Source organism: Arthrobacter sp. ISL-30 (genome assembly GCF_018613855.1).
In the GTDB taxonomy this organism is placed as follows: Bacteria; Actinomycetota; Actinomycetes; order Actinomycetales; family Micrococcaceae; genus Arthrobacter.
Window position 1 is genome coordinate 92894 of record NZ_JAGGPK010000022.1, and the last position, 24071, is coordinate 116964.

Consider the following 24071-nt stretch of genomic DNA (forward strand, 5'->3'; position numbering starts at 1 on the left):
GTGACTTAAAAGCGAAACGCTGTCCCGACCGTTGGAGGTGGCCGGGACAGCGCTTGCTAGTGGACAGCGCTAGCGAACAGCCGTGTACGTGATGTCGGGCATCGTGGGCGTCTCCATGCCTTCTCCGATATAGAAGCTCGGGTGAGGCGGCTGGTTGTAGGAGATGTTCTCCCTGGCCACGGAGAGCCGATATACGGGATCGTGCATCAGTGTGCGCAAGCGGACGTCTGTTCCTGCAGTGGTGGTGTAGATCCGCAGTTCAGTGCTGTCCGACGACGGCCACGCGATCTCCTCGCGCCAGTCACCGAGGAGGTCCGCCTGGATGGCCGGATTGCCCTTGGTGCCGTTGTTGGACTTGGCTCCGGTGGCTGTCAGCAACTTGTCGCTGGATTCGGTATTCCAGTTCCACTTGCTGATGGTCGGTACTCCTTTGTAGGCCGCTTCATCGAAATCGTGGTCGACGATTTCACGGAGCAGGTCGCCATCCCACCACGCCAGAAAGTTGGCTGCAGGGATCTTGTTGGCAATCAGCTCGCCCTTGGCGGAGCGCAGTTCTCCGACTGGGGAGTTCCAGGCGGCGGTGCCGCCGATGGCCCAGCCTTCCGCGCCTGCATGGCGAGGATCGATGTCACCTGCTGCACCACGCCCCGTATCCTTGAGCGCCGGGATGCTCCAGAGCACTTCCCCGGTGGCCGAGTCGCGGAACGTGGCGCCCAGATTGCCGCTCGATCCCATGTCCTCATGGACTGCAAAGGTTTCCAGGCCGGGACGGCTTGGGTCCAGATCGCTGGTATGGATGGCATCGCCGTGGCCGAGGCCTGTGGTGTAGAGTGGCTTGCCGTTATCGTCGATCGTCATGGAACCGAAGACGAATTCGTCCTTGCCGTCGGCGTCGACGTCCGCTACGGACAGATTGTGGTTGCCCTGTCCGCGGTATTGGCTTCCGGCGGCGTCCGAGTCGAAGATCCAGCGCTTGGCGATCTTTCCGCCGACCAGGTCATACGTGGCCAGCACCGTACGGGTGTAGTAGCCGCGGCTGAACATCATGGACGGGTGTTCGGCGTCGAGGTAGGCCACCGCACCGAGGAAACGGTCCACGCGGTTGCCATAGCCGTCGCCCCACGCGGCCACGTCTCCGCGCGGCGGATCGTACTTGACCGTGTCCATGATGGTGCCGGTGGAGCCATGGAACACAGTGAGGAACTCATCCCCGGTCAGGACGTAGCCGCTGCTGTTGCGGTGGTCTGCATTGGGGTTGCCAATGGCCGTACCCGCTGCGTCGCGTGTGCCGTCCGCTGTCTTCATGGCGATTTCGGCCTTGCCGTCACCGTCGAAGTCGTAGGCCAGCAGTTGCGTGTAGTGTGCGCCGGCGCGGATGTTCGGGCCCATGTTGATGCGCCAGAGCTTGGTGCCGTCCATCTTGTAGGCGTCCACGTAGACCGTTCCGGTGTATCCGGCCTGCGAGTTGTCCTTCGCATTGGAGGGCGACCACATCTGGATGACTTCGTACGCGCCGTCGCCGTCGACGTCGGCCACGCTCGCGTCACCTGCCGAATAGCTGTATGGCTGGCCGTCCTTCGTGTAGTCGTCGGCGGGCTTGTCCAGCTTGATGGACAGGTAGTTGCCGCTCATCGGCGTGAACTGGGCGGTGAGTTGGTCAGCGCCGTTGCCCACGGCCTTGATCACGTACTTGGACGCTGTGGTGCCTTCAGGGTCGAGGTACGTTGTGCTGTTGCGGATCGGGTCTACGGTGAGCTGGACGCCGTCGCGAATCACATGGAAGCCGATGCTCTGCGGGTCACGGCCCAGCATGCGCCAGCCCACGCGGATTCCCTGCTCGGTTGCGATGGCCACTGGTGCCCGGTCCAAGGCTTCCATCTGGCGGTTCACGACTGTGACTCTTTCGGTACCCGTGACTGGAGAGGGAGCCGATTCGCCGCCATTATTAATGGCAGTGGCACGGTAGTAGTACTTGATCGTGGTGAGCACCGTATGGTCGGTGAAATCGACCTCCGAGGAGCGGCCAGCGAACGTGAACGGACCCGTCGCCGACGTCGAGCGGTAGATGTGGTAAGCGGTGGCTCCGGTAACCTTCTGCCACTTCAGGCTGACGCTGGTCTTCTCAATGCCCTTGACGTCGATCTTGGCCGGGGCGGACGGAATGGCGGTGTTCGGATCAGTCAGGGACACCTCGAAAATATTGGACGGCACGGATTCCAGTCCCGTGTTGTCGACGGCGATCACGTGGTACTTGTAGGGCAGCCCGGCGAACGCCGTGGTGTCCTGGTAGCTGGTTCCCGTGAGGTTCCCGGCAACCAGCTGGGGCTCGGTCTCATAGGACGCCTGGCGGAAGACCTTGTAGCTGGCCGCGTCCGTTACGGGGTCCCAGGCGAGGTCGACGGCGGGTGGGCTCGCCGCGGCGTCGACGTTCGTGGTCCGAAGGTTGGTGGGGCCAATGAGCAGCGGCGTGACTTCGAGGCCGTTCAGGCGCTGACCTGGGCCGCTGATGGTGAGGTTAAGCTGGCCGTCCGTGACGAGGACCTGGTTGATGATCTTCGTAGCGGAGGACGCCCTGCCCGAGGTCACCTGGCCGAAGCCCTTGCCCTCGGCGGCCACGTCGGTCCTCGTGGAGCCAATCCAGTCGCTGTGGTAGGTCTTCAGGGCGTAGGTTCCGTTGGGGACGTCGAGCTGGAACTCGAAGCTTGAGCCGCTGAGGACGAAGTCGCGGAGCAGGTTGGTGGTGACGGCGCCGCGGTCGCGGTCGCTGAGCACGGAGAGGTCCTTGAAGCCGAAACCGCGATCCTTTGAGTAGGCCATGGTGCGGTTGACCTCGGTGTAGCCGGCTTCAACGGGAGCTCCCACCGGGCCGAAGTCGAAGCGGTACTTGGCTTCCTTCGTGGTCACGGGCAGCGCGTCGCTCGGTTCGGAGTCGCCCTTCGCGTTCATGGCCGTCAGCCGTACGGAGTACGCGGTGCCTTCAGCCAGTCCGGAGAGGTTTGCCGTGGGAACAGTGGAAGTAGTGGCCAGCTTGTAGGCCGAGTCGGGTTCGGAGGCCAGCTTCCGGTAGACCTTGTAAATATCCGCACCCTCGGTTGCCTGCCATTTCAGCAAAGCTCCGGCGTTGGAGACGCTGCCCGCCACCAGGCCTTGCGGCTTGGACGGAACGGACGACGGCGGGACGATCTCCTCGACGCGGGAAGCCAGCGGAAGATTGAGTTGCTTCACGCCACCGCTCACGAGCCGGGCTACCTGAATGGCGCCATAATCCTGGAAGTGGGTATTGTCCACGGTTCCGCTGGGGCGGTTGGGGTAGACGCCGGCATCGACGTGCAGGAAGACGGACTTGGTGGCTTCGGGTCCAATTTCGTCGAAGTAGGCCCGGCTGAGGGCGGAAAGATCCACGAGGGCGACGTTCTCCTCTGCCGCGAGTTCCTTCATCTTCTCGACATATTCCGGGAAGCTCACGTTGAACTTGCCGGTGGCCTCGTCATAGTCGCGTCGGCCAACCGGGGTCACCAGGATGGGGATGGCTCCGCGCTGGCGGGCACCATTGACGTAGACGCGCAAGTACTCCTTGTAGTCCGCGGGGGAGGCATAGCGGTCGTCCACGCCGGTCGTCGCGTCATTGTGCCCGAACTGGACCATCAGATAGTCGCCCGGATTGATGACCCGGAGGATTTCGTCCAAGCGGCCCTGGCTGATGAAGTTCTTGGAGCTGCGGCCGCCGATGGCTTTGTTGTAGAAGGCCACGTTGTCGTCAAAAAAGCGGTCGATCATCTGGCCCCAGCCTGCCTGCGGTGCAAAGCCGGGGTCGTAGGTTTGGACCGTTGAGTCACCGGCCAGGTAGACGCCGGGGTCCACAGTTGCTGTTCGGGGAGCACGGGCCGCGATGACGAGGGAGTTGATTTTCGCGGCCGAGCCGCTGAAATCGAGGTTGAGCTGGCCGTCCACCAAGGAGATGGGGAATTCCATTTCCAGGTACTGGCCGGCGGCTTTGTCCGTTAGCTGGACCTTGGCCATCTTCTCAGCGGTGATGGCGATGTTCGTGGCCTCCGACGCATCGCCGGCAATCAGCTTTACGGTGTAATCGCCATTTGGCAGGTCCACTTGGAACGTGCTGCCCTGGGCCTGCACGAAGTCACTGCGCAGCGGGTCGGATGTTCCGCGGTCGGCGCCGGTAGTGACATCGGTATTGGTGAATCCGAACTTTAGCTCGGGGTTGTAGCCCGTTGTGGCATCTACCGGGGTGTACCCGGAGGCTGTGGCGCCAGGTCCGAAGTCGAAGCTAAAGCCTGAGCCTGCTGGCGGCAGGCTGGCCTCGGCGTGAACGGTCGGCATGCCGCTGAAGGCGATCGCCGCCGAGGCGACCGCGGCTGTCAGGGCGGTAGCGCCCGTCCTGGCCGCGCGATGACAGGGTTCTTTCACGAACATCTCCTTTGATGACACGTAGTTGTGCCCAACCGCAGTGTCGGACTGCATATCGTTGCGGGACTGCTATAGCGATTTTGTATCGTTTCAGTCAGGAACGAAGACTGCGGCTCGAAGGGGTAATATTTCCGCCTCCCAGGTGATGCCTCAAACCGGACAATCCCTCGGTAACCGCTTTCCATGACGCCTATGTTTATCAGTGTATCGTTTCAAGCGTCAAGGAATTTCTGTTCTGAAGTGTTCTCTTTTGTGTCAGGATGTGCCCCACCCCACGTACAGACATGCCATTTTCTCGCGGAATGCTTGCGTGGCATCGCAGATCATGCGGGCGCAAGAGGACACGCTTTGGAAATGCAAATGAGAATGAATATCATCTAGGGATGACCCAAAAGATCACTCTCTCCCCACTGAGGCTTGCCCCCGTCCCTCTCGGCCTGGCCACCAGGCCTGCCGCCGCCCGTCCCGCCCTGCGCGCCGCCGTCGTTCCTTCCGTGCTGCTTGCCGCCACTCTGGTGCTTGCCGGTTGCAGCAACGGCGATCAGTCAGCAGCACAGGCAGCCGGCGAAAATTCCGGCCAGGAGTCCAGGGCCAAAGCTGCCAAGGAGGTTTCAGCCCCAGCGAAGCGCCTGATGCACACCTACGACGGCGGCATCGTTGTCCTCGACGCCAAGACGCTGGCGCCGGTGGGCGACGCCGATCTCCCCGGCTTCAACCGCCTGAACCCCGCCGGGGATGGCCGGCACGTACTGGTCTCGACGGGAGACGCCTTCCGGGTCTTCGACGCCGGTTCCTGGACCGAGGCGCACGGCGACCATGGCCACCACTACGCTGCGCAGCCTCAACTGACGGATCGGGCCTTCGAGGCAGATCATGCCGGCCACGTCGTTGTTCATGAGGACCTCACCGTCTTGTTTAGCGACGGCTCCGGAAAGGTGGAGTCCTTTAATTCGGAGGACCTTGCGTCAAGCCTGGAATCAGGACTCCCGGACACGGACGTTTACACGACGCCGTCGCCGCATCACGGCGTCGCTGTGCCGTTGGAGGAGGGGAAGTTGCTGGTCACCGTCGGCACCGAAGAAGCACGTACGGGCATTGCAATTCTGGGACCAGGGAAGGGCCAGGATCGCGAGGAACTTCTGCGTAACGAGGATTGCCCGGGTGTCCACGGCGAAGCCACTGCCGCTGATGGCGCCGTGGTAGTTGACTGCGAGAACGGGATGCTCATCTATAAGGACGGGGTGATCACCAAAGTAAAAAGCCCTGACGCCTATGGCCGAATGGGTAACCAGGCCGGCTCCGAGGCGTCGCCCATAGTCCTGGGTGACTACAAGGTGGACAAGGAAGCGACACTTGAGCGGCCTACGCGGATTTCCCTTGTTGATACACGCACCGGTGGACTTCAGCTGGTTGAGCTCGGAACAAGCTATTCCTTCCGCTCCCTGGGTCGCGGCCCGGCCGGCGAAGCGCTGGTGCTGGGCACTGACGGCGCCCTCCGGGTGATCGACCCCTTGTCAGGGACGGTGACTTCCACGATTCCCGTGGTGGCTCCCTGGGAGGAGTCGGAGACGTGGCAGGACCCACGCCCCACACTTTTTGTGCAGGGCTCGACTGCGTACGTCACCGAACCCGAGGCGCGCAAGATCCACGCGGTGGACCTGAAGAAGGCCGCCGTCGCGAAGACCGCGGAGCTTGAGCATATTCCTAACGAACTGACCGGTGTGACCGGCTAAAAAGCGCCAGGATGGCCCATCTGACTCGCAGTTGTTGTCGCCATTCGGGCTCGTGGCGACAACAATTGCGAGTCAGTTGGGTTGGTTACGCCAGGACGCTCAGCTTCGAGTTGCTGCGGCCGAAGAGGGCGGCGTCTGCGGAGAAGCGGCCTGCGCCGATCAGTGCAATGGCCAGGGAGGCTGCGGCGAGGGCCAGGACGAACTCGAATCCGCCCTTGTCTGCAAACACACCCGCCGACGCGTGCACCAGGAAGAGCGCGCCCAGCATGTCCAGGGCGAGGAGGGCGGCGAAGACGCGAGCCAGGACGCCGGCGATAAGGGCGATTCCGCCAACCACTTCCAGCGTGGCCACAACAGGGGCGACCAGCTGTGCGGCGGGCACTCCCATCTGCGTGAAGGCGGCCTGGGTGCCGGCGATGGTGAATTCATTGAACTTCTGGAGGCCGTGTGCGGCGAAGATGAAGCCGACGATGACGCGCAGGAGGGTAAGGGCTGTGTTGGTCAGGGTGGACTGGTTCATGGAAATATCACCGTTTCGAATAGCTATTGCTTTGCGGAAGCCCGCGGCCGGTGCCGCTTAGTTGAAACTTCATCTAAAACTCTCCCTGAAATTTGTTGACGTGTCAACCAAGTGTTACGTCCTACTCAATCAATCCAATCCAACTGACAGCTACCCTTGACTCGTGCCATCCACCGCTCTCCGACCGCCCCGCAGTCACGCCCGGCAGATCCTGCGCCTCGCCGTCCCGGCGTTCGGTGCCCTGATCGCCGAGCCGCTCTTCCTGCTGGCGGATTCGGCTATCGTCGGTCACCTTGGCGTGTCCCAGCTGGCCGGCGTCGGACTCGCCTCCGCAGTGCTGCACACCGCCGTCGGGCTCATGGTCTTCCTTGCCTATTCGACGACGCCCGCCGTCGCACGTGCCATTGGCGAGGGCCAGCTCGCCAAGGCAATGGCGGCAGGGCGCGACGGCGTCTGGCTGGCACTGCTCCTGGGAGTTGCGCTTGCTCTCGCCGGAACAGCCGCCGCGGAACCCCTGGTGGGCCTCACCGGCGCCGTCGGCGAGGTCCGCACCTTCGCCGTCGACTACCTTCGCTGGTCCATGCCTGGACTGGAGGCTATGCTGCTGGTGTTTGCGGGGACCGGCGTGCTGCGTGGATTGCAGGACACCCGCACACCGCTGGTGGTTGCCACGGCAGGTTTCGCCCTCAACATCGCCCTGAACTGGTTCCTGGTCTACGGCATGAACCTCTCCGTGGCAGGCTCGGCGATTGGGACAAGCATTGCGCAGTGGGCCATGGCAGCGGTGTACCTGGTGATGGTGGCCCGCAATGCGCGGCGGCTTGGCGTCCCGCTCCGCCCGAACTGGCGCGGCATTCGCTCCATGACCAAGGTGGGCTCCTGGCTGATGCTGCGGACGCTTAGCCTCCGCCTTGCCATCCTCGTCACGGTGCTCGTGGTCACTGCCCAGGGTGCCGTGAACCTCGCGGCCCACCAGCTGGCCATGGCCATCTTTTCGCTTCTCGCCTTCGCCCTCGACGCCCTCGCCATCGCCGCCCAGGCCCTGATCGGCAAAGAGCTGGGCGCCGCCAATGCACAGCGGGCCAGGGAGCTGACCCGCATCATGATCCGCTGGGGTGCCGGCTTTGGGGTCGTTACGGGTGTGCTGCTGGCTATCGCGGCTCCATGGGCGGGGCTGCTGTTCACGTCTGATGCCGGCATCCAGTCGGCCCTCACACCGGCCCTGTGGGTGTTGGCTGTGGGCCAGCCCCTGGCGGGGTACGTCTTCGTGCTTGACGGAGTGCTGATCGGCGCGGGTGACGGGAAGTATCTGGCGATTGCCGGCGTCGTAAACCTTGCGGTTTACCTGCCGCTGCTTGTTGCGGTACACCTGACCAGGCCCGACGGCGTCTCCGGACTTGTGTGGCTCTGGGTGGCGTTCTCGCTGGGGTACATGCTGGCCCGGGGAGTCACGCTGGGCCTTCGTGCCCGAACGGACAAGTGGATGGTCCTCGGTTCGCACTAAACTGGACGGGTGACTCTCCCCGCCGTTCCAGCGCCCGAACCCGTCCCTGCCGCCAAGGCGGGGCTATGGAAACCGGTATTGCTGCGGGCCGCAGTCGCCGCAGTGTTCGGCGCCGTGACCATCTTCTGGGCGCAGCCATCAGTGCAGGTCCTTGCCTGGGCAGTCGGACTCTACCTGCTCGGAACAGCGGCTGCCGTTTTCCTCACCAGGACCGTCGCCGTCGTGATTCCGGCCGTGGTGGGGGTGGCGGGCGTGGCTGCGCTGATTTTCCAGTCCGACGCAGCCGTTGCTGCCTCCGCGTCCCTTGGCCTTTTTGTGCTTGGCGTGGGGGAGCTCGTGCTGGGAATCAGGTCTCGCCGCCGCCATATTCTGGCCAGGGACTGGCTGGTGTCGGGCGTGATCGGCATCGGAACCGCTGCGGCGCTTCCGTTCTTTGTGGGACTAGGCGCCCATGCCTTGCTTGGGGTGGCGGGCGGCGGAGCCATTATTTCCGGGGTGCTCTGGATGCTCTCTGGCCTGACCCTGCGGCATGATGGGCGGGTCGCGGCTGCGAGGCCGTAAACTAGTAGTCGCACGTTCTACTGCTTGTAGAACTTTTCAACGGCGGACACCCCTGAATGGCCCGCCACTATTGGAGGAATGACTGTGGCAAACCAGGAACCAGGAGCCCCGCGCAAGCTGCGGACCTCGGTGAAGGGCCCGCTCATGTTCTCCGCCTTCTGGGGCGTACTGGCATTTTTGGCCGTGCTGATTTTTGCTTCTGGAGGAAGCGCCCGCGCACCGCGCTTCGACCTCGCGTTCACTGGCGCCGGCATTGCGTTCATCGTCAGCCTGGTGATCGCGGCCATGCTGTCCATGAGCCACAAGGAAAACGCCGACCACCTTGGCAAAGGCTCCGGAGTGAACCTGAGCTCCCGGAAGCCCAGCACAGGTCATGGCGGACCCGGCCACGGAGGCACTTCCTCCGGCGGTTTCCCATCCGATGAGCCCGAGGATCCGGCGGCCCGCTGACCCCCAGCGGAGCCAAAACGACGCCGGAATGCCCGCTATCCCGGACGATTGGGGCGATAGGGGGAATCGAGGAGAAGTATTGCTTCTCCTCCTTGCTTCTGCTTCTCTGTAACTGTGTCAGGCAGTTGGCACGACCACTTTAGCTCATTGTGCTCGGAGGTCGTGATGCTGGATTTTTCCTCTCGCAAATCCTCCGAGACCCGTCGTTTGCCCAGTAATTACGCGGTTTTCCGTCGAATCGCAGGCCACCTTTTCGCGGGCCGGGACACGCTCTTCGGAGAACAGGCTCGAGCTTCTTCTCGAAAAGATAAGTATACTTCTTAATATTCAGGGTGTGACTCAGATTCTGGAGAGACTATGACGAAGCAAACCAAGCAGGCACCAAGTCGGGGTGTTCTGTTCGACAGGGACGGAACGCTGATCGTGAATGTCCCCTACAACGGGCTTCCCGACCGAGTGGTGCCAATGCCTGGTGCCCGTGCCCTGGTTTCCACACTGAGGGCACACGGGTTCAAGCTCGGAGTGGTCAGCAACCAGTCGGGAATTGCCCGAGGCCTGCTCACTCGCGACGCAGTGGCTGCCGTCAATGATCGTGTCGACCGGCTCCTGGGCCCCTTTGATGTCTGGAAGCACTGTCCGCACATTGAGGAGGATGGCTGCGCCTGCAGGAAGCCCAAGCCGGGGATGATCCTCGATGCCGCCTCCAACCTTGGTCTCAACCCGAAGGACGTGACGGTGGTGGGTGACATAGGAGCCGACGTCGAGGCTGCACGCGCGGCCGGCGCCCGAGGCATCCTTGTCCCTACGGCGGAAACCCTCCGGGAGGAAGCGGAGTCCGCGGAGGAGGTTGCCACCGATCTTCACGAGGTGCTGGCACTGCTATTGGGGGAGTACCAGCACCCCGCGCCGGATTCCGAAGGGCGGGAATTCCAGGACGCGGGCCGCAAGCGGGTGGCACCTTGAGGAAAGACATCCTGAGCAAAGACCACCTGGGAAAAGAGAGCCCCAATCGGAACTCCCGCGAAGACGTCCTGATCGTCCGCTTGGACAGCATGGGCGACATGCTGATGACCGGGCCCGCCGTCCGCGCCGTGGCATATGGCGCTCGGAGCGTGACCATGTTGTGCGGACCCAGGGGACAAGCAGCGGCCGAGCTTCTTCCAGGAGTGGACAGGGTGCTCGTGTGGGACTGCCCGTGGATTGCCAACCCTGCTCCCGACGCCACCTGGGCTATGGTGGCTGAGCTGCTGCAGCTCCTGGACCCCGCACCCGCGCGGGCAGTTATCCTGACTTCCTTCCATCAGTCGTCCCTGCCCACCGCCTTGGTGCTCCGCCTGGCGGGCGTACGCCACATCGCGGCAATCTCGGAGGACTATCCCGGCACGCTCCTGGACGTCCGGGTGCGACCGGACGTCGACGTTCCCGGGTTGATTCCCGAGCCGGAACGGAACCTTGCAGTTGTCCGCGCGGCGGGCTTTGAACTGCCCGACGACGACGACGGCAAGCTCGCGGTTCGCTTGCCCGCCAGGACTGAAATAGTCCCAGGGACAACGCCCGAAGGAACAGTCCCGGGCGGGTACATCGTGGTTCACCCGGGCGCCGACGCACCCGCCAGGACCTGGCCCGCGAGCCATTATGCCGAGTGTGTCCGGCAGTTGGTCGACGCCGGCCATGAGGTTTTCGTGACGGGCGGAGCGGAGGAAGCCGAATTGTGCTCGTTCGTCTCCGGCGGGGGACTTGCCCGGAATCTGGCCGGGACAACCGACGTCGCCGGCCTTGTCCACATAATCGCGGGCGCCTCGGTACTCATCACCGGAAACACGGGCCCCGCCCATCTGGCTGCCGCCCTGCAGACCCCGGTGGTCTGCCTGTTCTCTCCGGTAACCGCGGCCGAAAGCTGGGCACCCTACGGCGTTGCCCTCGAACTGCTTGGGGATCAATCGGCTACCTGTGCCATGACGCGCGCCCGGGAATGCCCCGTACCCGGGCATCCCTGCCTCAGCTCGGTGACTCCCGGAGACGTGGTGGACGCCGTCTATCGGCTCGCCGCAGCGACCGGCCGCACCCTGGCTGAAACCGCTGTGGCTGCGGCTGCCGGACGACGAACGGGGGCGATCACATGAGAATCCTCCTTTGGCATGTCCACGGCGGCTGGACCGACGCGTTTGTGCGCGGACAACACGAATACCTGCTTCCCGTCACACCCGAAGGCGGACCTTGGGGGTTGGGCAGGGCCGGACGGAACTGGCCGGACAGTGTTCGCGATATCCCGCTCAACAAACTCTCCGACGCTGAGGTGGACGCAGTGATCCTGCAACGCCCCGAGGAAGTCGGAGCAGTCGCGAAACTGATGCACAGGCGACCGGGACGGGACGTGGCCGCCTTCTACCTTGAACACAACACGCCAAAACCGGATGCCGTGAACACCCTTCATCCCTTGGCGGACCAGCGGGAGATCCCCATAGTCCATGTCACGCACTTCAACAGGCTCTTTTGGGACAACGGCCGCGCCCGGACAACAGTGATCGACCACGGTATCCCGGACCCCGGTCCCCTCTACACGGGGGACCAGGACTCGTTGGGCGCCATGATCAACGAACCCCTGCGCCGCTGGCGCATCACGGGCACCGACCTCCTGCCGGACTTTGCCGGGGTTGCTCCGCTGGAGCTCTTTGGAATCGATGGCGCCGGCGTCCAGGAAAAGCTGGGACTCCCCGCGGGCAGGCTGACCTGGAAGGGCGACCTGCCCACCGCGGACGTGCACAAGCAGCTCGCTGCCAACAGGGCATACATCCACACGGCAAGGTGGACATCGCTGGGATTGTCGCTGCTGGAGGCCATGTTCCTGGCGATGCCGGTGGTGGTGGTGGCCGCCACCGAGGCCGGCCGGGCGGTGCCGCCGGAGGCGGGCGTTGTCTCCAATGATTTGGGGGAACTCACAGCAGCGGCCGGACGGTTCATCGCCGATCCGGACCTGGCTGCTGACTGTGGACGGGCCGCACGCAGTGTCGCCTTGGAGAAGTACGGACTGGAGCAGTTCCTGCATCGATGGGACCTGATGTTGGGGCAGTGACCTGAGGTGTAGCGGCACGTGAAGGGAGAGCAGAATGAAGATTTCCATGGTTTCGGAACACGCCAGTCCACTGGCGGCGATCGGAGGTGTGGATGCCGGCGGCCAGAATGTCCATGTGGCCGAACTGGCCAAGGCGCTCGCGGCACGGGGACACGAGGTAGCCGTCTACACCCGGAAGGATGACCGGGAGCTCCCGGAGCGGGTCACGGTGGCGGAAGGCTACGACATCGTCAATATATCGGCCGGTCCTCCCGAGCTCATCCCGAAGGACGAGCTCCTCCCCTTCATTCCCGCGCTGGCCGACGGCATCACCGCATCCTGGAGACATGACGCCCCGGACGTGGTGCACGGGCATTTCTGGATGTCCGGCGTCGCAAGTATTGACGCTGTCCAGCAGTTATCCCTGGACCTAGCAGAACCGCCGCGAATGGCGCAAACGTTCCACGCCCTGGGGAGCGTGAAGCGGCGGCATCAGGGAATCAAGGACACCAGCCCCGAGGAACGGGAATGGATGGAGCCCTGGGTAGGGCGGGCAGCGGACCGGGTCATTGCCACCTGCACGGACGAGGCCTTCGAGCTAAAGAGCCTCGGCGTCGACCGTTCCCGCATCTCAATCGTCCCGTGCGGGGTCGATACCGGGATGTTCACGCCCAGGGGTCGCGCCGAGACAAGGACGTCACGGTATCGGATCGTCACTGTGGGACGCCTGGTTCCCCGGAAGGGCATGGACACCATCATTCAGGCCCTTGCAACCCTGAAGGAGCTGGGCGTCGCCGACACCGAATTGTGGGTGGTGGGCGGAGGCTCAGGAGCCGAAGCACTCGGCGACGATGCCGAGGTCAGGCGCCTAAGCAGCCTGGCTTCCGACGTCGGCGTCTCGTCCCACGTCAAGTTCATAGGCCAGGTTCCACGGGAACGCATGCCCGCGGTGCTGAGGAGCGCCGACGTCGTGGTCTGCACACCCTGGTATGAGCCGTTCGGGATTGTGCCCTTGGAAGCCATGGGCTGCGGGATTCCCGTTATCGCCTCCGCCGTGGGCGGGCTGGTCGACACCGTGACTGACGGAGTCACCGGGCTGCATGTTCCACCCAAGGACCCCGATGCGCTGGCGCAAGCCCTGGCAGAGCTTCTTCCGCAACCTAACATCCTTAGGTCGTTCGGCAGGGCAGGGGTAAGCCGAGTGCGCAGCCGCTACACCTGGGAGCGCATCGCGGCGGATACCGAACGCATTTATGAGCTGATGATGGGCCGGGAAAGCAAGCGCACCGAAGCCTTGGAAGCGGTGCGAAGGCGCGTGGTGCGCTCAGACGGCAGCGGCTTTGGAAGGAGCTGGGCGCAATGAGGACCATTGACAGGAGGCCGTACCGGGGCCGGCGCGCCCCCGCAACCGAGGCTCCCTACGGAGTGGATATCGTCCTCGAGCACCTCTTCCAGGTAGCTCCGGCCGTCGCCTCACTGCGCCGGGAGTCATCAAGGCTTGCAAATTGGGGGGATGAACTGGCCCGCCGCCTCATTGATGGACATCGCATCCTGGCGGCGGGCAACGGCGGATCCGCAGCCGAAGTCCAACATTTCACGGCGGAACTGCTGGGTCGCTATGCCGGGGAGAGGCGTCCGTTTTCCGCTATCGCTCTGCACGGTGACTCTTCGGCCATCACTGCGATCGGCAACGATTACGGCTATGACAACGTCTTCGCCCGCCAGGTCACAGGGCATATCCGCGAGGGAGACATCCTCCTGCTGCTGACAACCAGCGGACGGAGCCCCAACCTCCTCGAAGCCGCGAAGGCCGCTCGGGAGGCCGGGGCTACCAGTTGGGCACTGACGGGGGCGGCACCCAACCCGCTCGCCGCCGTCGTCGATGACGTGATCTGTATCAATGCGCCGTCCCCGAACGTCCAGGAGGCGCACCTGATCGCCCTTCACGCGCTCTGTGAATGCTTCGACGCTGCAGTGGAAAGGCTGGCAGGAAAGCCATGAAAATCGCAGTTGTAGGGGATGTCCTGCTCGACGTTGATATGTTCGGCGACGCCGACCGGCTGTCACCGGATGCGCCGGTGCCGGTAGTGGACGTCCAGGAAACAGTTCACCGCCCCGGGGGTGCCGGACTGGTGGCGTCCATGCTGGCCGAGGACGGCGAAGAGGTCCAACTCATCACGGCCCTTTCCACGGATGAATGGGCCGGCAAAATCCGGGCCGCCCTAGCAGGCGTGTCCATCACGGCGGCGCCGCTCCTTGGGCCCACCCCGGTCAAGACCAGGGTCCGCGCATCGGGGCAGGCAGTCGTGAGGATCGATACGGGGTGCCGGATTGTCCCCGTGCCGGAGTTCTCCGAGGAAATGCTCTATTCGCTGGACAGCGTTGATGCGATCGTGGTGGCCGACTACGGGCGGGGGATCACCCGCAATGCGCTCCTGCGTTCACGGCTGGAGCAGCTGGCGCCCCGGATTCCTATTGTCTGGGATCCGCACCCGTCCGGCACTACTCCGGTTCCGGGGGTCGCGGCGGTAACCCCCAATGCCTCGGAAGCCGCAAAGTTCAGCGGGATCCCCGCTAGAGGCACGACGTCGGCGGCCGCCGCGGCTGAGCGGCTCATGGAGCGTTGGGTCAGTAGTTCCGTGGTGGTCACCCTGGGCGGAATGGGCGCACTGCTGCTTGAGCAGCCTGCACAGGGCCTGCCCGCCGGTTCCCCGAGCGTTCCGCAGGTGCTCCCGGCCCCACGCACGGTGGTGGACGACCCCTGCGGAGCCGGCGACAGGTTTGCGGCTTCGCTGGCACTCAGGCTCGCCGCCCATGAAGCGCTCCCGGCGGCCGTGCAGGCTGCGGTGGAGGAAGCCGCGCACTTCCTGAGCCTCGGGGGTGTAGCCCACAGCAGCTATCCGGAGGAGCCGGAGGCTATGAGCGATGAATTCGGGCTGTCGGCCGCGGACCTGGCGCGAAGGGTTCGGGCGCAGCAGGGGACGGTAGTGGCGACGGGCGGCTGCTTCGACCTGGTCCACGCAGGGCATGTCCGCACGCTCGAAGCGGCCAGGAAGCTGGGCGACTGCCTGATCGTTTGCCTGAACTCCGATGATTCGGTCCGGCGGCTAAAGGGCCCTGACCGGCCGGTGATCTCACTGAATGACAGGGTTGAACTGCTCATGGCGCTGAAGTGCGTCGACGCCGTCGCGGTGTTTGACGAGGATACGCCGGAGCGGATCCTGGCCGAACTCAGGCCGCACCTTTGGATCAAGGGTGGAGACTACGCCGGCACCCGGCTACCGGAATCGGAGCTGCTGGAGCAGTGGGGCGGCCGGACCATCACCTTGCCCCACCACCCGGCACGGTCCACCACCAAACTGGCCGCCGTCCTGGAAAAGATCGGCTAGGACACTGGCTGCAAAGACGTCCAATACCAACGGAAACAGGAAGGACACACATGAACCCCGAAACCCAAGGAAACCTCGCCGGAAAGACAGTTCTTGTGACGGGAGGCGCCTCCGGGCTTGGCGCCGCCGTCGTGCAGGGCGTTCTCGCCGCTGGCGGAAACGCTGTGGTGCTGGACCTCTCCGTAGCGAACGAAACATCCCGCATTCCGACGGCGGTGGGGGCCTTTGCCGGTCATGCCTCCGAGGGCGGCGCCCCGGCGGGCGCATCCGCTGGCCTCTCGGGCGGCGAACCCGCCCGGAACAGCCCTGGCTTGGACGCCGAGCGGACAGCAGGCTTTGCACTGGACGTCTCCGACAGCCAGGCAGTACCCGACGTCATCGCGGCGGCTGCCGAGGTTTTCGGCGGCATCGACGCCGTCGTGACGGCGGCTGGCATCGACCGGTGCGGCCGGCTGGACCAAGTGGCGGCCGACGACTGGAACAAGGTCATCGGAGTGAACCTGCTGGGTACGGCCGCCGTCATCCGCGCAGCAATGCCCTGGCTTAAGGAAGCGCCGAACGGGAGGGTGGTCACTGTGGCGTCCACGCTCGGGCTCCGGGCGCTGCCGGAAGCCACGGCCTACTGTGCCTCCAAGTTCGGCGTGATCGGTTTCAGCAGGGCGCTCGCGGCGGAAACTCGGGGGGAAATCGGAGTTACCACGCTCATTCCCGGCGGCATGAACACAGCCTTCTTCGACAGTCGCGAGGAGAAGTACAAGCCGGCCGACCCCAGCCTCCTCAATGACCCCGCACGGGTCGCTGATTCCGTGATTTTTGCCCTCGGGCAACCCAAGGGCTGTGAGATCAGGGAACTGCTGGTGTGCCCGAGTGCCGAAGACTCGTGGCCGTGACGGGGCTGGAATCCTTGGAGTAACCGTGAGAGGCCCCCGTACGCAGTTTCCGATGAAACGCCGCCCGCACAGCAAGCATCACCACGGCGATACCGTTCATTTTCCCTGTCCCAAAGAGCGGCGGACAATGGGCATTTGGTCCACCGGCCCCGGCGGACACCACGCCGTTCAGGGGCGGGCGAGGCGGAGCTAGCAATGTTCGGAGCAGTAAACAGCGCAACCCGCGCTCAAGCAGCACGAGAGGAGGCTGCCATCCATGGACGCCCTTGAGGTGACGGGCCTTGATGCCCGCCGGCGGATTCAGGAGAGACGATCCCTGGATCCGCTGCTCCCCGGGGATATCGCCGACTGCCGGCCGCGCATAGTGGTTCTGGGGGAACTGATCCTGGACGGCTGGTGGTCCGGCAGCATCGATCGCCTCTGCCGGGAAGCTCCTGTTCCAGTTTTCGATGTCAGGTCGCGTGAGTACAGCCCCGGCGGCGGCGCAAACACGGCTGTGAACCTTGCGGCCATGGGCGCTGAGGTTTCGCTGTTCGGGCTTGTCGGAGACGACCACGACGGCCGGCTGCTTCGCAACCTCCTCGCCCAGGCTGGAGTGGACACGCGTGGTGTCCTGGCCATGTCCGGCGGTCGGACCGAAACCAAGACCCGCCTGACGAGTGACGAACAGCTGCTGTTAAGGTTCGACGACGGCCAGCGCGGCCAGGCGGGCGGCGCGGCTGCGGCGAAGGTCGCCGAAGCCCAGGAGCGACTCGCCGCCGTCGTCCGCCAGGCAGTGGCCGGCGCCGATGCAGTGATCGTGTGTGATTACGGCCAGGAACTGCTTCCCCTCTGGTTGGCGGGGGAGCTCCGGGGGTGGGCTCCACACCAGCCGTTCTACGTGGTTGACGCCCATGACGCCTCCCGTTGGGCAGCGCTGGAACCGGACCTGATCACTCCCAATGCCAGCGAGGCTGCCGGATTGGCGGGCGTCCCCGCCGTCGACCCTTACCGTCGCGACGAATGGGTGCTGGCCGTTGCCCCAAAAATCCTTGCCCGCACTGGCGCGAGGAACCTCGTGGTGACCCTGGACAGGGACGGGACCGTGCTGGTTGAGGGCGGTGAAGGTTCTGACGCTCAAAATGGTTTGAGCCGGACAGACCTGAGCCACCGCGTGGGCCAGAGCCACCGAACATGGGCCCACCCGGTGCCGAACAAGCAGGCCAGCGGCGGAGGGGACACCTTCGTGGCAGCACTCACGGTAGCCCGCGCTAGCGGCCTGCCGTTGCCGCTCTGCGCGGACCTTGCCCAGATGGCGGCCGACGTAGCGGTCCACCGCCCGGGAACCGCGGTATGTTCGACGGCCGACCTCGCCGAGCATCTCGGTGACACTCCCCGGAAGGTGGTTGACTCCGCTCGGCTGCTCAGGGAGGTTGCCGAGGCGCGCAGGCAGGGACTCAGAATCGTGCTGACCAACGGCGTCTTCGATGTCCTCCACCGCGGCCACACGAGCTACCTCAACCAGGCAAAGGGCCTGGGCGACATCCTGGTGGTGGCAGTGAACGGCGATGACTCCACGCGCAGGCTCAAAGGTCCTGGACGGCCAATCAATCCCGTCACCGATCGCACAGCATTGCTCGCATCCCTGGGCTGTGTGGACTACGTGACGGTGTTCGACTCGGACACGCCCATTCCCTTGATCGAGTCGCTGCGGCCGGATGTCTATGCCAAGGGCGGGGACTACGACGCCGGAAGCCTGGCAGAGGCACCCGTCGTAGAGGAGTGCGGCGGCCGGGTGGCCATCCTGGACTACGTGCCGGACCATTCGACGTCGGCAGTCGTGGGCAGGATCCAGACCAGCCTCTAGAGCCCAGCCTCTAGGGTTCTGGGTCTTCAGGAATCTCGTGGGTTTCGGTCGGCAGCTTAGCTCGCGAGTTCGCCTGCCGCTTTCCGTGCGCGGTAGGCGGCCACGTGAGCCCTGTTGGCGCAGTTGCCGGTATCGCAGTAGCGCTTGGAGCGGTTCCGGCTGAGGTCCAGGACAGCGGCGTCGCAGTCCTCGGCGTCGCATACACGGAGCCGCTCGAGTTCTTTGCTGCGGATCACGTCCACGATGGCCATGGCCGCTTCCGTTCCCATGCGATCCACCAGCGGCGCCTCGGGCGGCGTGGCATGCAGGTGCCAGTCCCATTGATCATGCTTCACGAGTTGGGGGAGTGCATGGGCCTCCGCCAGCAGCCGGTTGACCGCCATTGCCGCAGTTCCCTCATCGGCCAGCCACACGGCGGCCAACTCGCTACGGAGCTTCCTGATGCTGTCCAATTCCGCCTCTGTGCGCGTGCGCGAACCGGAGAACTGTTCGGCCTCCAGGAAGGCGTCCAGCTGATCCAGGGTGGTCAGGGTATCGCTGCCATTGGCAGCCGTGTTGATCAGGTTGACCACGGTGCGGAGGGCCACCTCAGTGTCAGGGGCAAAGAGCACTTTGACTCCTTACGGGATTGGGGAGTACTGTCAGGACCATTACGCAACTTTACTCCTGACAGGAGGCTGCTGTGTCAGCTGCAACGAGGCCCGCTGGGACGGCAGGATTCTTGGGTTCGGGATTGGGCATCGCCCTTTTCTCTTCGGCCGTGTTTGGTATGTCCGGGTCCTTTGGGAAGGCCCTGCTGGAGGCGGGCTGGACTCCCGGTTCCGCGGTGGCGGCCCGCCTGACTGGCGCAGCCCTGATTCTGGCCATCCCTGCAGTCCTCGCACTTCGAGGCAGGTGGCACCAGCTCAAGGACAACTGGCTGACCATCGCGCTATTCGGACTGATCGGCGTAGCGGCCTGCCAGCTCTTCTTCTTCAACGCCGTCGCCCGGCTTTCCGTGGGTGTGGCACTCCTGCTCGAATATCTCGCCCCCGTGCTGATTGTGCTGTGGCTCTGGCTGGCAAGCAGGCGCCGGCCCCGGATACTGACTATCGCGGGTACCCTGCTCTCCCTCGGCGGCCTTGTGCTGGTACTGGACCTCACTGGTTCCGTGAAGGTGGACTTCATCGGCGTCTTATGGGGTATGGCGGCCGCTGTCTGCCTGGCCATCTACTTCTTTATTACAGCCAAAGAGAACGACACCCTGCCGCCAATCGTGCTCGCGTCCTGCGGATTGATGGTGGGGGCTGCGGTGATGTGGCTCGTGGCTGTGACAGGACTGTTGCCGATGGCCTTTACGGTCGCGGACGCCAGGCTAGGACCGTGGGTGGCACCGTGGTGGGTTTCCCTCGCGGGCCTGGTGATCATGTCCACCGTCCTTTCCTATGTGGCAGGGGTCATGGCCGCCCGCGCCCTCGGTTCAAAGGTGGCTTCCTTCGTGTCGCTTACCGAGGTGTTGTTCGCCGTCGTCTGGGCATGGCTGCTGCTCGGTGAGCTTCCGGGGACCATACAGCTCCTTGGCGGCGTGCTGATCGTCGCCGGCGTCGTGCTGGTCCGTGTAGATGAGCTGCGCGCGGCGCGCACCGAGGTGGTGCTCGCAAAGATGCCCGACGGCGGTGTTCCCGCCGCCGTGTCCGGGCCGCAGGGCACGGGCTCTGGTGTGAGTGCCGAGCTGGACCACGCGAACGACGTCGAGCCCGTTCCCTAGCCGAGCCACGTCTACGCGGTGGCGATGAGTCCCGGATAGACTCGCAGCAAGCGGTAACGCAGTCTGCCGCAGCGTGTTCGGGACCTTGCCGCGTGAGCGAAGGAGTGCACGGATGGCCAAAAAGTCCATAATTTCCCGGGCCCTGGAATTCTTTGAATCCAGGCCGTCGACTCCTCCAGCGGCCCCCATCCCGGCGACCGACCGCAGCACAACCCCGGGCACAACAGCTCCACCCAATATGGCCACGCCACCACCAAACTTGTGGGCCACGGGCCTTGGCCGAACATCCATCAGATGCGCCCAGGTCCTGCTGATTCTTGCCCTCGCCAGCGTGGCGGTTTACGGACTCCTCCAGATCCGGCTGCTGGTGATTCCAGTGCTCATTGCCCTGATCCTGGCCGCGGCCATCGGCCCATTCGTGAACCTGTTGAGGCGTCGCGGCGTACCCGGCGCGCTCGCCACCGGCGTGGCCTTCCTAAGCATCCTCGCGCTCCTTGCCCTTGCGGTGACCGTGATCGTGATGTCCGTGCGCAACCAGTGGGACGAGCTTGTAGCGCAGGCATCCGAAGGCCTGGACGAGCTGCAGTCCTTCCTCCTGACAGGGCCGTTCCCTATCGACCAGGAGCAGCTCAACCAGGCCCGGCAGGGCGTTATCGACTTCGCCACAAGCTCCCAGGCCCGCTCCGGCGCATTGTCCGGACTGTCCCTGGCCACGGAATTCCTGGCCGGCGCCAGCCTCATGGCCGTCATCCTATTCTTTTTGCTCAAGGACGGCGCCAAGATCTGGAATTTCCTGCTGAGGCCCTTCAGCGGAGCCAAAGAGCTCAAGCTGCGGCGGGTGGGGACCCGGACAATGGAAGTGCTGGGCGGGTACGTACGCGGCACCACCATCGTTGCCTTGGTCGATACCGTGGCCATCGGTGCTGCCTTGCTGATCTTGCAGGTTCCACTGGCCTTTCCGCTGGCCATGATCGTATTCCTCGGCGCGTATATTCCCTTGGTGGGGGCCACTGTGGCAGGCATCCTGGCTGCGCTGGTCGCCCTCGTAGCCAAGGGGCCCGTTGTTGCGCTGATCGTCGTCATCGTGGTGATTGCTGTGAACCAGCTGGAAGGCGACCTCCTGCAACCAGTTGTCATGGGGAAGTCCCTCCAGCTCCATGCCCTGGTGATCCTCATGGCACTGACGGCCGGAACCATCCTTGCCGGCATTGTGGGGGCGGTCCTCTCCGTTCCACTGGCGGCGGTGGTCTGGGCCATCATCCAGGTCTGGACGGCCGAAGACCCCCGGCTTGAACCCATGAATCCGGACCTTCCGCCTGCACACACGCAGCCCACATAGCTGTACTCCATTCCGCTCGGTGGTACGCCAACGGCAGGATTTGGGGCCACGTTGGCAGCGGCTTCGGGCAACAATCCAAGTAGCTTGGGCGGAATCTTTCGCCAAAAGACGAGTAGTCACCGCCGAAAATAGAGTACGAACTACTCGTGCCCACGGTATGCCACTCCCAGTACGTTTGATTTCCGCGGCGGTCGACGGCGACTGCTGTTACGCATCTCATTACTGGGGGTCTCAATGCGCAACGCACTACTTTCTTCTGCCCTGCCACCGTCCGGCGACAGGCCGTGGCGACTGACACGTCGGCTGGCCGGCGCCGTCGTCGTTCCTGGCATCATTACCGGAATGCTGGTGTTCACTCCGCCGGCTATGGCCGCGCCCACTCCAACGGCGTCGGGAATCTGCACCGGGGTGGTGAGCCAAACTGCACACCGGGGCACTGTCCAGGAGAACCTTCTCAAGGCAGCCGCCCGGAAGAACGCCGAGCTCATCGCGAAGCTCCAGGCCGAGAAATCGGCACTGGAGGCAAGTGCGGCCTCGTTGCAGGTCGAAATCGCCTCGGCAGACACGGCAATTGCCGCCCTTGACGCGGAAGAGTTGCAGCTCACCAGCGACCTCGCGACGACGAGCAAGTCCCTTGCAGCGCTTGAGGCCTTGAAGGCCTCTACTGAATCCGAGGCTGCTGCCACAGCCGCCCAGCTGGCCAATCTGCAGGCTGAGCGCGACGGCGTCCAAAGCAAGCTCACGCCGCTGCTGGCTGAGCTCGCCACGGCACAGACTACGGCTGCCCAACTCAAAGCAGAAGCTGACGGCGTACAGGGCGACATTGCCGCACTCGAGGGACGCATCGGTGCTGCTGAGACAGAGTTGGCGGGGTTGGACGCTGTTGCGAAAACTGCAGCTGACGCGCTGACAGCCAAGAATGGCCAGATCGCGGCAGCCGAAGGTGAACTTTCGACGCTTGAGGGAGTGGCCGCTGCTGCCGCTGCGGCAGTGGTCGCTGCCACAAAGGCCGTGAATGACGCGGAGACGGAGCTTGTGCGCCTCACTGCCGAAGGGAACACGGCGAAAGCGGTGCTCGATGCCCAGGTGGCAGCCGTACGTAATGCAAAGGCCACTCTTGCCAGACTGGAGGGCGCGGCTGATCAGGCGGTTGCTGACCTGACTGCCAAGGAAGGCGAGGTAGCTAAGGCCCAGGGCGAGCTGGCCGCCCTGCAGATCGCCGCGGACGATGCGGCGGGAGCCTTGGCCGCCAAGACCTCGCAGGTCACGCAAGCCCAGGCAGAGCTCCTGGTACTTCAAGCCGCCGCCGCGAAGGCAGCCGACGCCGTTGCTGCAAATGCGGCGGCGATTGATGAACTTGCTCGGGGCATCGCCGGACTGGAATCCACGATCTCTGGTTTGAACTCGAAGATTAGGGTGAAGCAGGAACAGCTTCAGACGGCGCAGACAGAACTCGCGGCGTTGGAAAGGCAAAAGGCAATGCTGGTGGCCCAGATTGACGCATTGACCACAAGCATTGACGGAATTAAGGGCAATTCGAACAAGAAGCGGGACCTAATCGAGGAGCGGGACGCCAAGCAGCTTGTACTTAATGGAGTGAACACGCAGATCACGGACAAGAACGCTCAAATCGAAGGGCTCTCTGGTCAACTGACGACGCTCCAAGGCCAAGTTAATACCCTCAACTCCCAACTCCTTGCCAAGCAGCAGCAAAGCAGCGCCCTGCAACAGCAGGCCGCGCCGCTGCAAGCTGCACTGACAGAGGCCAATGCCGCCGTCGCCACCAAAGAAAGCGAAATCATAGGCCTGCAGGGGCAACTTCCAGCGCTCCAATCTGCGGTGGCTGACGCGAACGCCGCTGTTACGGCGAAGCAAGGCGAGTTGTCGGACCTCCACAGTCAGCTTCCCGGACTGCAGGCCAATGTCGTTTCCGCGCAGGATGCCGTCTCGGCACAGGCAAAGGTGGTCGCGGATCTTGAAGCAGCCCTTCCTGGCCTCACCCAAGGAGTTGCTGAAGCTGAAGCCGCCATCTCCGCCCAGAAGCTGGCACTGGACGGGTTGCGCAGCGAATTGGTTGGCGCGGAAGCGAAGCTGGCCGGAGCCAATCAGGACGTTGAGGCCAAGAAGGCGGAGATCGCGGCGTTCAAGGCCGAACTCCCTGCCCTCCAGGATGCACTGGCCGCGGCAGATAATGCAGTGGCCACCAAGAAGGCTGAGATAGTCGCCTTGAACGCGGAGATGGACTCCCTCGTGGCCACGCTAACGGGGCTCAACGCCCAAATTGCGGCCAAGGAAGCCGAGGTCCTTTCCCTCCAGGGCAGGGTTGCCCCGCTGAAGGATCAACTGGATAAGCTGAATGGCGATATCAGCGCAGCGGAAGCCGCCTTGAGCAGCCTGCAGGCGCAGGTAGCCTCACTGGATGCGCAGCTCACAGCGGCACAAATCACTCTACGCGGCCTTGGGGGGCAGAAGAATGCCAACAAGGATGCCATCACTGCGCAGAAAGCCACAGTCCTGACCCTTCAGGAGCAGCTCGGAACGGTCCAGAAGCAGATCCAAGCCATCGACGGCACTATCGCCCTGGGTGGGTGTGTGGCGTGACGTGGGCCCGATCC

Annotated in this window: 18 protein-coding genes; 15 read left to right on the top strand and 3 right to left on the bottom strand. The window is 64.1% G+C overall.

Translation table 11 applies throughout. From position 1 onward, the window contains the following. Positions 1-69 precede the first annotated feature (69 nt). A complete protein-coding gene (locus tag J7E82_RS21020) occupies positions 70-4425 on the bottom strand; it encodes an SGNH/GDSL hydrolase family protein (RefSeq protein ID WP_308113730.1) in 4356 nt (1451 codons plus the stop codon). Between the two features lie 383 nt (positions 4426-4808). Between J7E82_RS21020 and aztD the strand changes: the two genes are divergently transcribed. Continuing rightward, positions 4809-6158, top strand: a complete 1350-nt coding sequence (aztD, locus tag J7E82_RS09625) for a zinc metallochaperone AztD (RefSeq protein ID WP_251041694.1) — start codon at positions 4809-4811, stop codon at positions 6156-6158. 85 nt (positions 6159-6243) lie between these two features. Here the strand turns inward: aztD and J7E82_RS09630 are convergent, their stop codons facing one another. Beyond that, a complete protein-coding gene (locus J7E82_RS09630) occupies positions 6244-6678 on the bottom strand; it encodes a DoxX family protein (RefSeq protein ID WP_214862381.1) in 435 nt (144 codons plus the stop codon). A gap of 163 nt (positions 6679-6841) precedes the next feature. On the opposite strand from J7E82_RS09630, the gene J7E82_RS09635 reads away from it, so the two are divergent. The 11 genes from J7E82_RS09635 to rfaE2 all read left to right on the top strand — a co-directional run bounded on the left by J7E82_RS09635 (position 6842) and on the right by rfaE2 (position 18370). Further along, on the top strand, positions 6842-8182 hold the full coding sequence (locus tag J7E82_RS09635) for an MATE family efflux transporter (RefSeq protein ID WP_214862382.1): 1341 nt from the start codon (positions 6842-6844) through the stop codon (positions 8180-8182). A 9-nt stretch (positions 8183-8191) separates the two neighbouring features. Further along, complete coding sequence (locus tag J7E82_RS09640; protein WP_214862383.1) at positions 8192-8743, top strand: hypothetical protein; 552 nt, start codon at positions 8192-8194, stop codon at positions 8741-8743. A 78-nt stretch (positions 8744-8821) separates the two neighbouring features. Next, positions 8822-9193, top strand: a complete 372-nt coding sequence (locus J7E82_RS09645; protein WP_214862384.1) for a hypothetical protein — start codon at positions 8822-8824, stop codon at positions 9191-9193. Positions 9194-9550: 357 nt separating this feature from the next. Beyond that, the gene (locus J7E82_RS09650; RefSeq protein WP_214862385.1) at positions 9551-10156 is read left to right on the top strand and encodes an HAD-IIIA family hydrolase; all 606 of its coding nucleotides are present in this window, start codon (positions 9551-9553) and stop codon (positions 10154-10156) included. Positions 10157-10245: 89 nt separating this feature from the next. Beyond that, positions 10246-11316 carry a glycosyltransferase family 9 protein gene (locus J7E82_RS09655; protein ID WP_214862444.1) on the top strand — a complete coding sequence of 357 codons (1071 nt, stop codon included), beginning with the start codon at positions 10246-10248 and terminating at the stop codon, positions 11314-11316. Continuing rightward, positions 11313-12266 (top strand): glycosyltransferase, encoded by a 954-nt coding sequence (locus J7E82_RS09660; protein ID WP_214862386.1) that lies wholly within the window; start codon positions 11313-11315, stop codon positions 12264-12266. Before J7E82_RS09655 ends, J7E82_RS09660 begins: the two co-directional genes overlap by 4 nt. Before the next feature lie 34 nt (positions 12267-12300). Beyond that, a complete protein-coding gene (locus J7E82_RS09665) occupies positions 12301-13608 on the top strand; it encodes a glycosyltransferase (protein WP_214862387.1) in 1308 nt (435 codons plus the stop codon). Next, a complete protein-coding gene (locus J7E82_RS09670; protein WP_214862388.1) occupies positions 13605-14246 on the top strand; it encodes an SIS domain-containing protein in 642 nt (213 codons plus the stop codon). The genes J7E82_RS09665 and J7E82_RS09670 overlap by 4 nt, the downstream gene beginning before the upstream one ends. Next, complete coding sequence (locus J7E82_RS09675) at positions 14243-15634, top strand: PfkB family carbohydrate kinase (RefSeq protein ID WP_214862389.1); 1392 nt, start codon at positions 14243-14245, stop codon at positions 15632-15634. Before J7E82_RS09670 ends, J7E82_RS09675 begins: the two co-directional genes overlap by 4 nt. 50 nt (positions 15635-15684) lie before the next feature. Further along, positions 15685-16524, top strand: a complete 840-nt coding sequence (locus J7E82_RS09680) for an SDR family oxidoreductase (RefSeq protein WP_214862390.1) — start codon at positions 15685-15687, stop codon at positions 16522-16524. Positions 16525-16780: 256 nt separating this feature from the next. Next, complete coding sequence (gene rfaE2, locus J7E82_RS09685) at positions 16781-18370, top strand: D-glycero-beta-D-manno-heptose 1-phosphate adenylyltransferase (RefSeq protein WP_214862391.1); 1590 nt, start codon at positions 16781-16783, stop codon at positions 18368-18370. A gap of 56 nt (positions 18371-18426) precedes the next feature. Here the strand turns inward: rfaE2 and J7E82_RS09690 are convergent, their stop codons facing one another. Further along, entirely contained in the window at positions 18427-18981 is a 555-nt protein-coding gene (locus J7E82_RS09690) for a CGNR zinc finger domain-containing protein (protein ID WP_214862392.1), read from the bottom strand. Between the two features lie 71 nt (positions 18982-19052). Between J7E82_RS09690 and J7E82_RS09695 the strand changes: the two genes are divergently transcribed. The 3 genes from J7E82_RS09695 to J7E82_RS09705 all read left to right on the top strand — a co-directional run bounded on the left by J7E82_RS09695 (position 19053) and on the right by J7E82_RS09705 (position 24057). Further along, positions 19053-20117: a DMT family transporter gene (locus J7E82_RS09695; protein ID WP_214862393.1), complete on the top strand. Its 1065-nt coding sequence runs from the start codon at positions 19053-19055 to the stop codon at positions 20115-20117. 238 nt (positions 20118-20355) lie between these two features. Further along, on the top strand, positions 20356-21456 hold the full coding sequence (locus J7E82_RS09700) for an AI-2E family transporter (protein ID WP_214862445.1): 1101 nt from the start codon (positions 20356-20358) through the stop codon (positions 21454-21456). A gap of 234 nt (positions 21457-21690) precedes the next feature. Next, positions 21691-24057: a chromosome segregation ATPase gene (locus tag J7E82_RS09705; RefSeq protein WP_214862394.1), complete on the top strand. Its 2367-nt coding sequence runs from the start codon at positions 21691-21693 to the stop codon at positions 24055-24057. Positions 24058-24071: the final 14 nt, after the last annotated feature.

What these genes read in the sequence shown, in the direction of transcription:
- aztD (WP_251041694.1), top strand. Translation starts at nt 4,809, where the DNA reads ATGACCCAAAAGATCACTCTCTCCCCACTGAGGCTTGCCCCCGTCCCT.
- J7E82_RS09630 (WP_214862381.1), bottom strand. Translation starts at nt 6,678, where the DNA reads ATGAACCAGTCCACCCTGACCAACACAGCCCTTACCCTCCTGCGCGTC.
- J7E82_RS09645 (WP_214862384.1), top strand. Translation starts at nt 8,822, where the DNA reads ATGACTGTGGCAAACCAGGAACCAGGAGCCCCGCGCAAGCTGCGGACC.
- J7E82_RS09650 (WP_214862385.1), top strand. Translation starts at nt 9,551, where the DNA reads ATGACGAAGCAAACCAAGCAGGCACCAAGTCGGGGTGTTCTGTTCGAC.
- J7E82_RS09655 (WP_214862444.1), top strand. Translation starts at nt 10,246, where the DNA reads ATGGGCGACATGCTGATGACCGGGCCCGCCGTCCGCGCCGTGGCATAT.
- J7E82_RS09660 (WP_214862386.1), top strand. Translation starts at nt 11,313, where the DNA reads ATGAGAATCCTCCTTTGGCATGTCCACGGCGGCTGGACCGACGCGTTT.
- J7E82_RS09665 (WP_214862387.1), top strand. Translation starts at nt 12,301, where the DNA reads ATGAAGATTTCCATGGTTTCGGAACACGCCAGTCCACTGGCGGCGATC.
- J7E82_RS09670 (WP_214862388.1), top strand. Translation starts at nt 13,605, where the DNA reads ATGAGGACCATTGACAGGAGGCCGTACCGGGGCCGGCGCGCCCCCGCA.
- J7E82_RS09675 (WP_214862389.1), top strand. Translation starts at nt 14,243, where the DNA reads ATGAAAATCGCAGTTGTAGGGGATGTCCTGCTCGACGTTGATATGTTC.
- J7E82_RS09680 (WP_214862390.1), top strand. Translation starts at nt 15,685, where the DNA reads ATGAACCCCGAAACCCAAGGAAACCTCGCCGGAAAGACAGTTCTTGTG.
- rfaE2 (WP_214862391.1), top strand. Translation starts at nt 16,781, where the DNA reads ATGGACGCCCTTGAGGTGACGGGCCTTGATGCCCGCCGGCGGATTCAG.
- J7E82_RS09700 (WP_214862445.1), top strand. Translation starts at nt 20,356, where the DNA reads ATGGCCACGCCACCACCAAACTTGTGGGCCACGGGCCTTGGCCGAACA.
- J7E82_RS09705 (WP_214862394.1), top strand. Translation starts at nt 21,691, where the DNA reads ATGCGCAACGCACTACTTTCTTCTGCCCTGCCACCGTCCGGCGACAGG.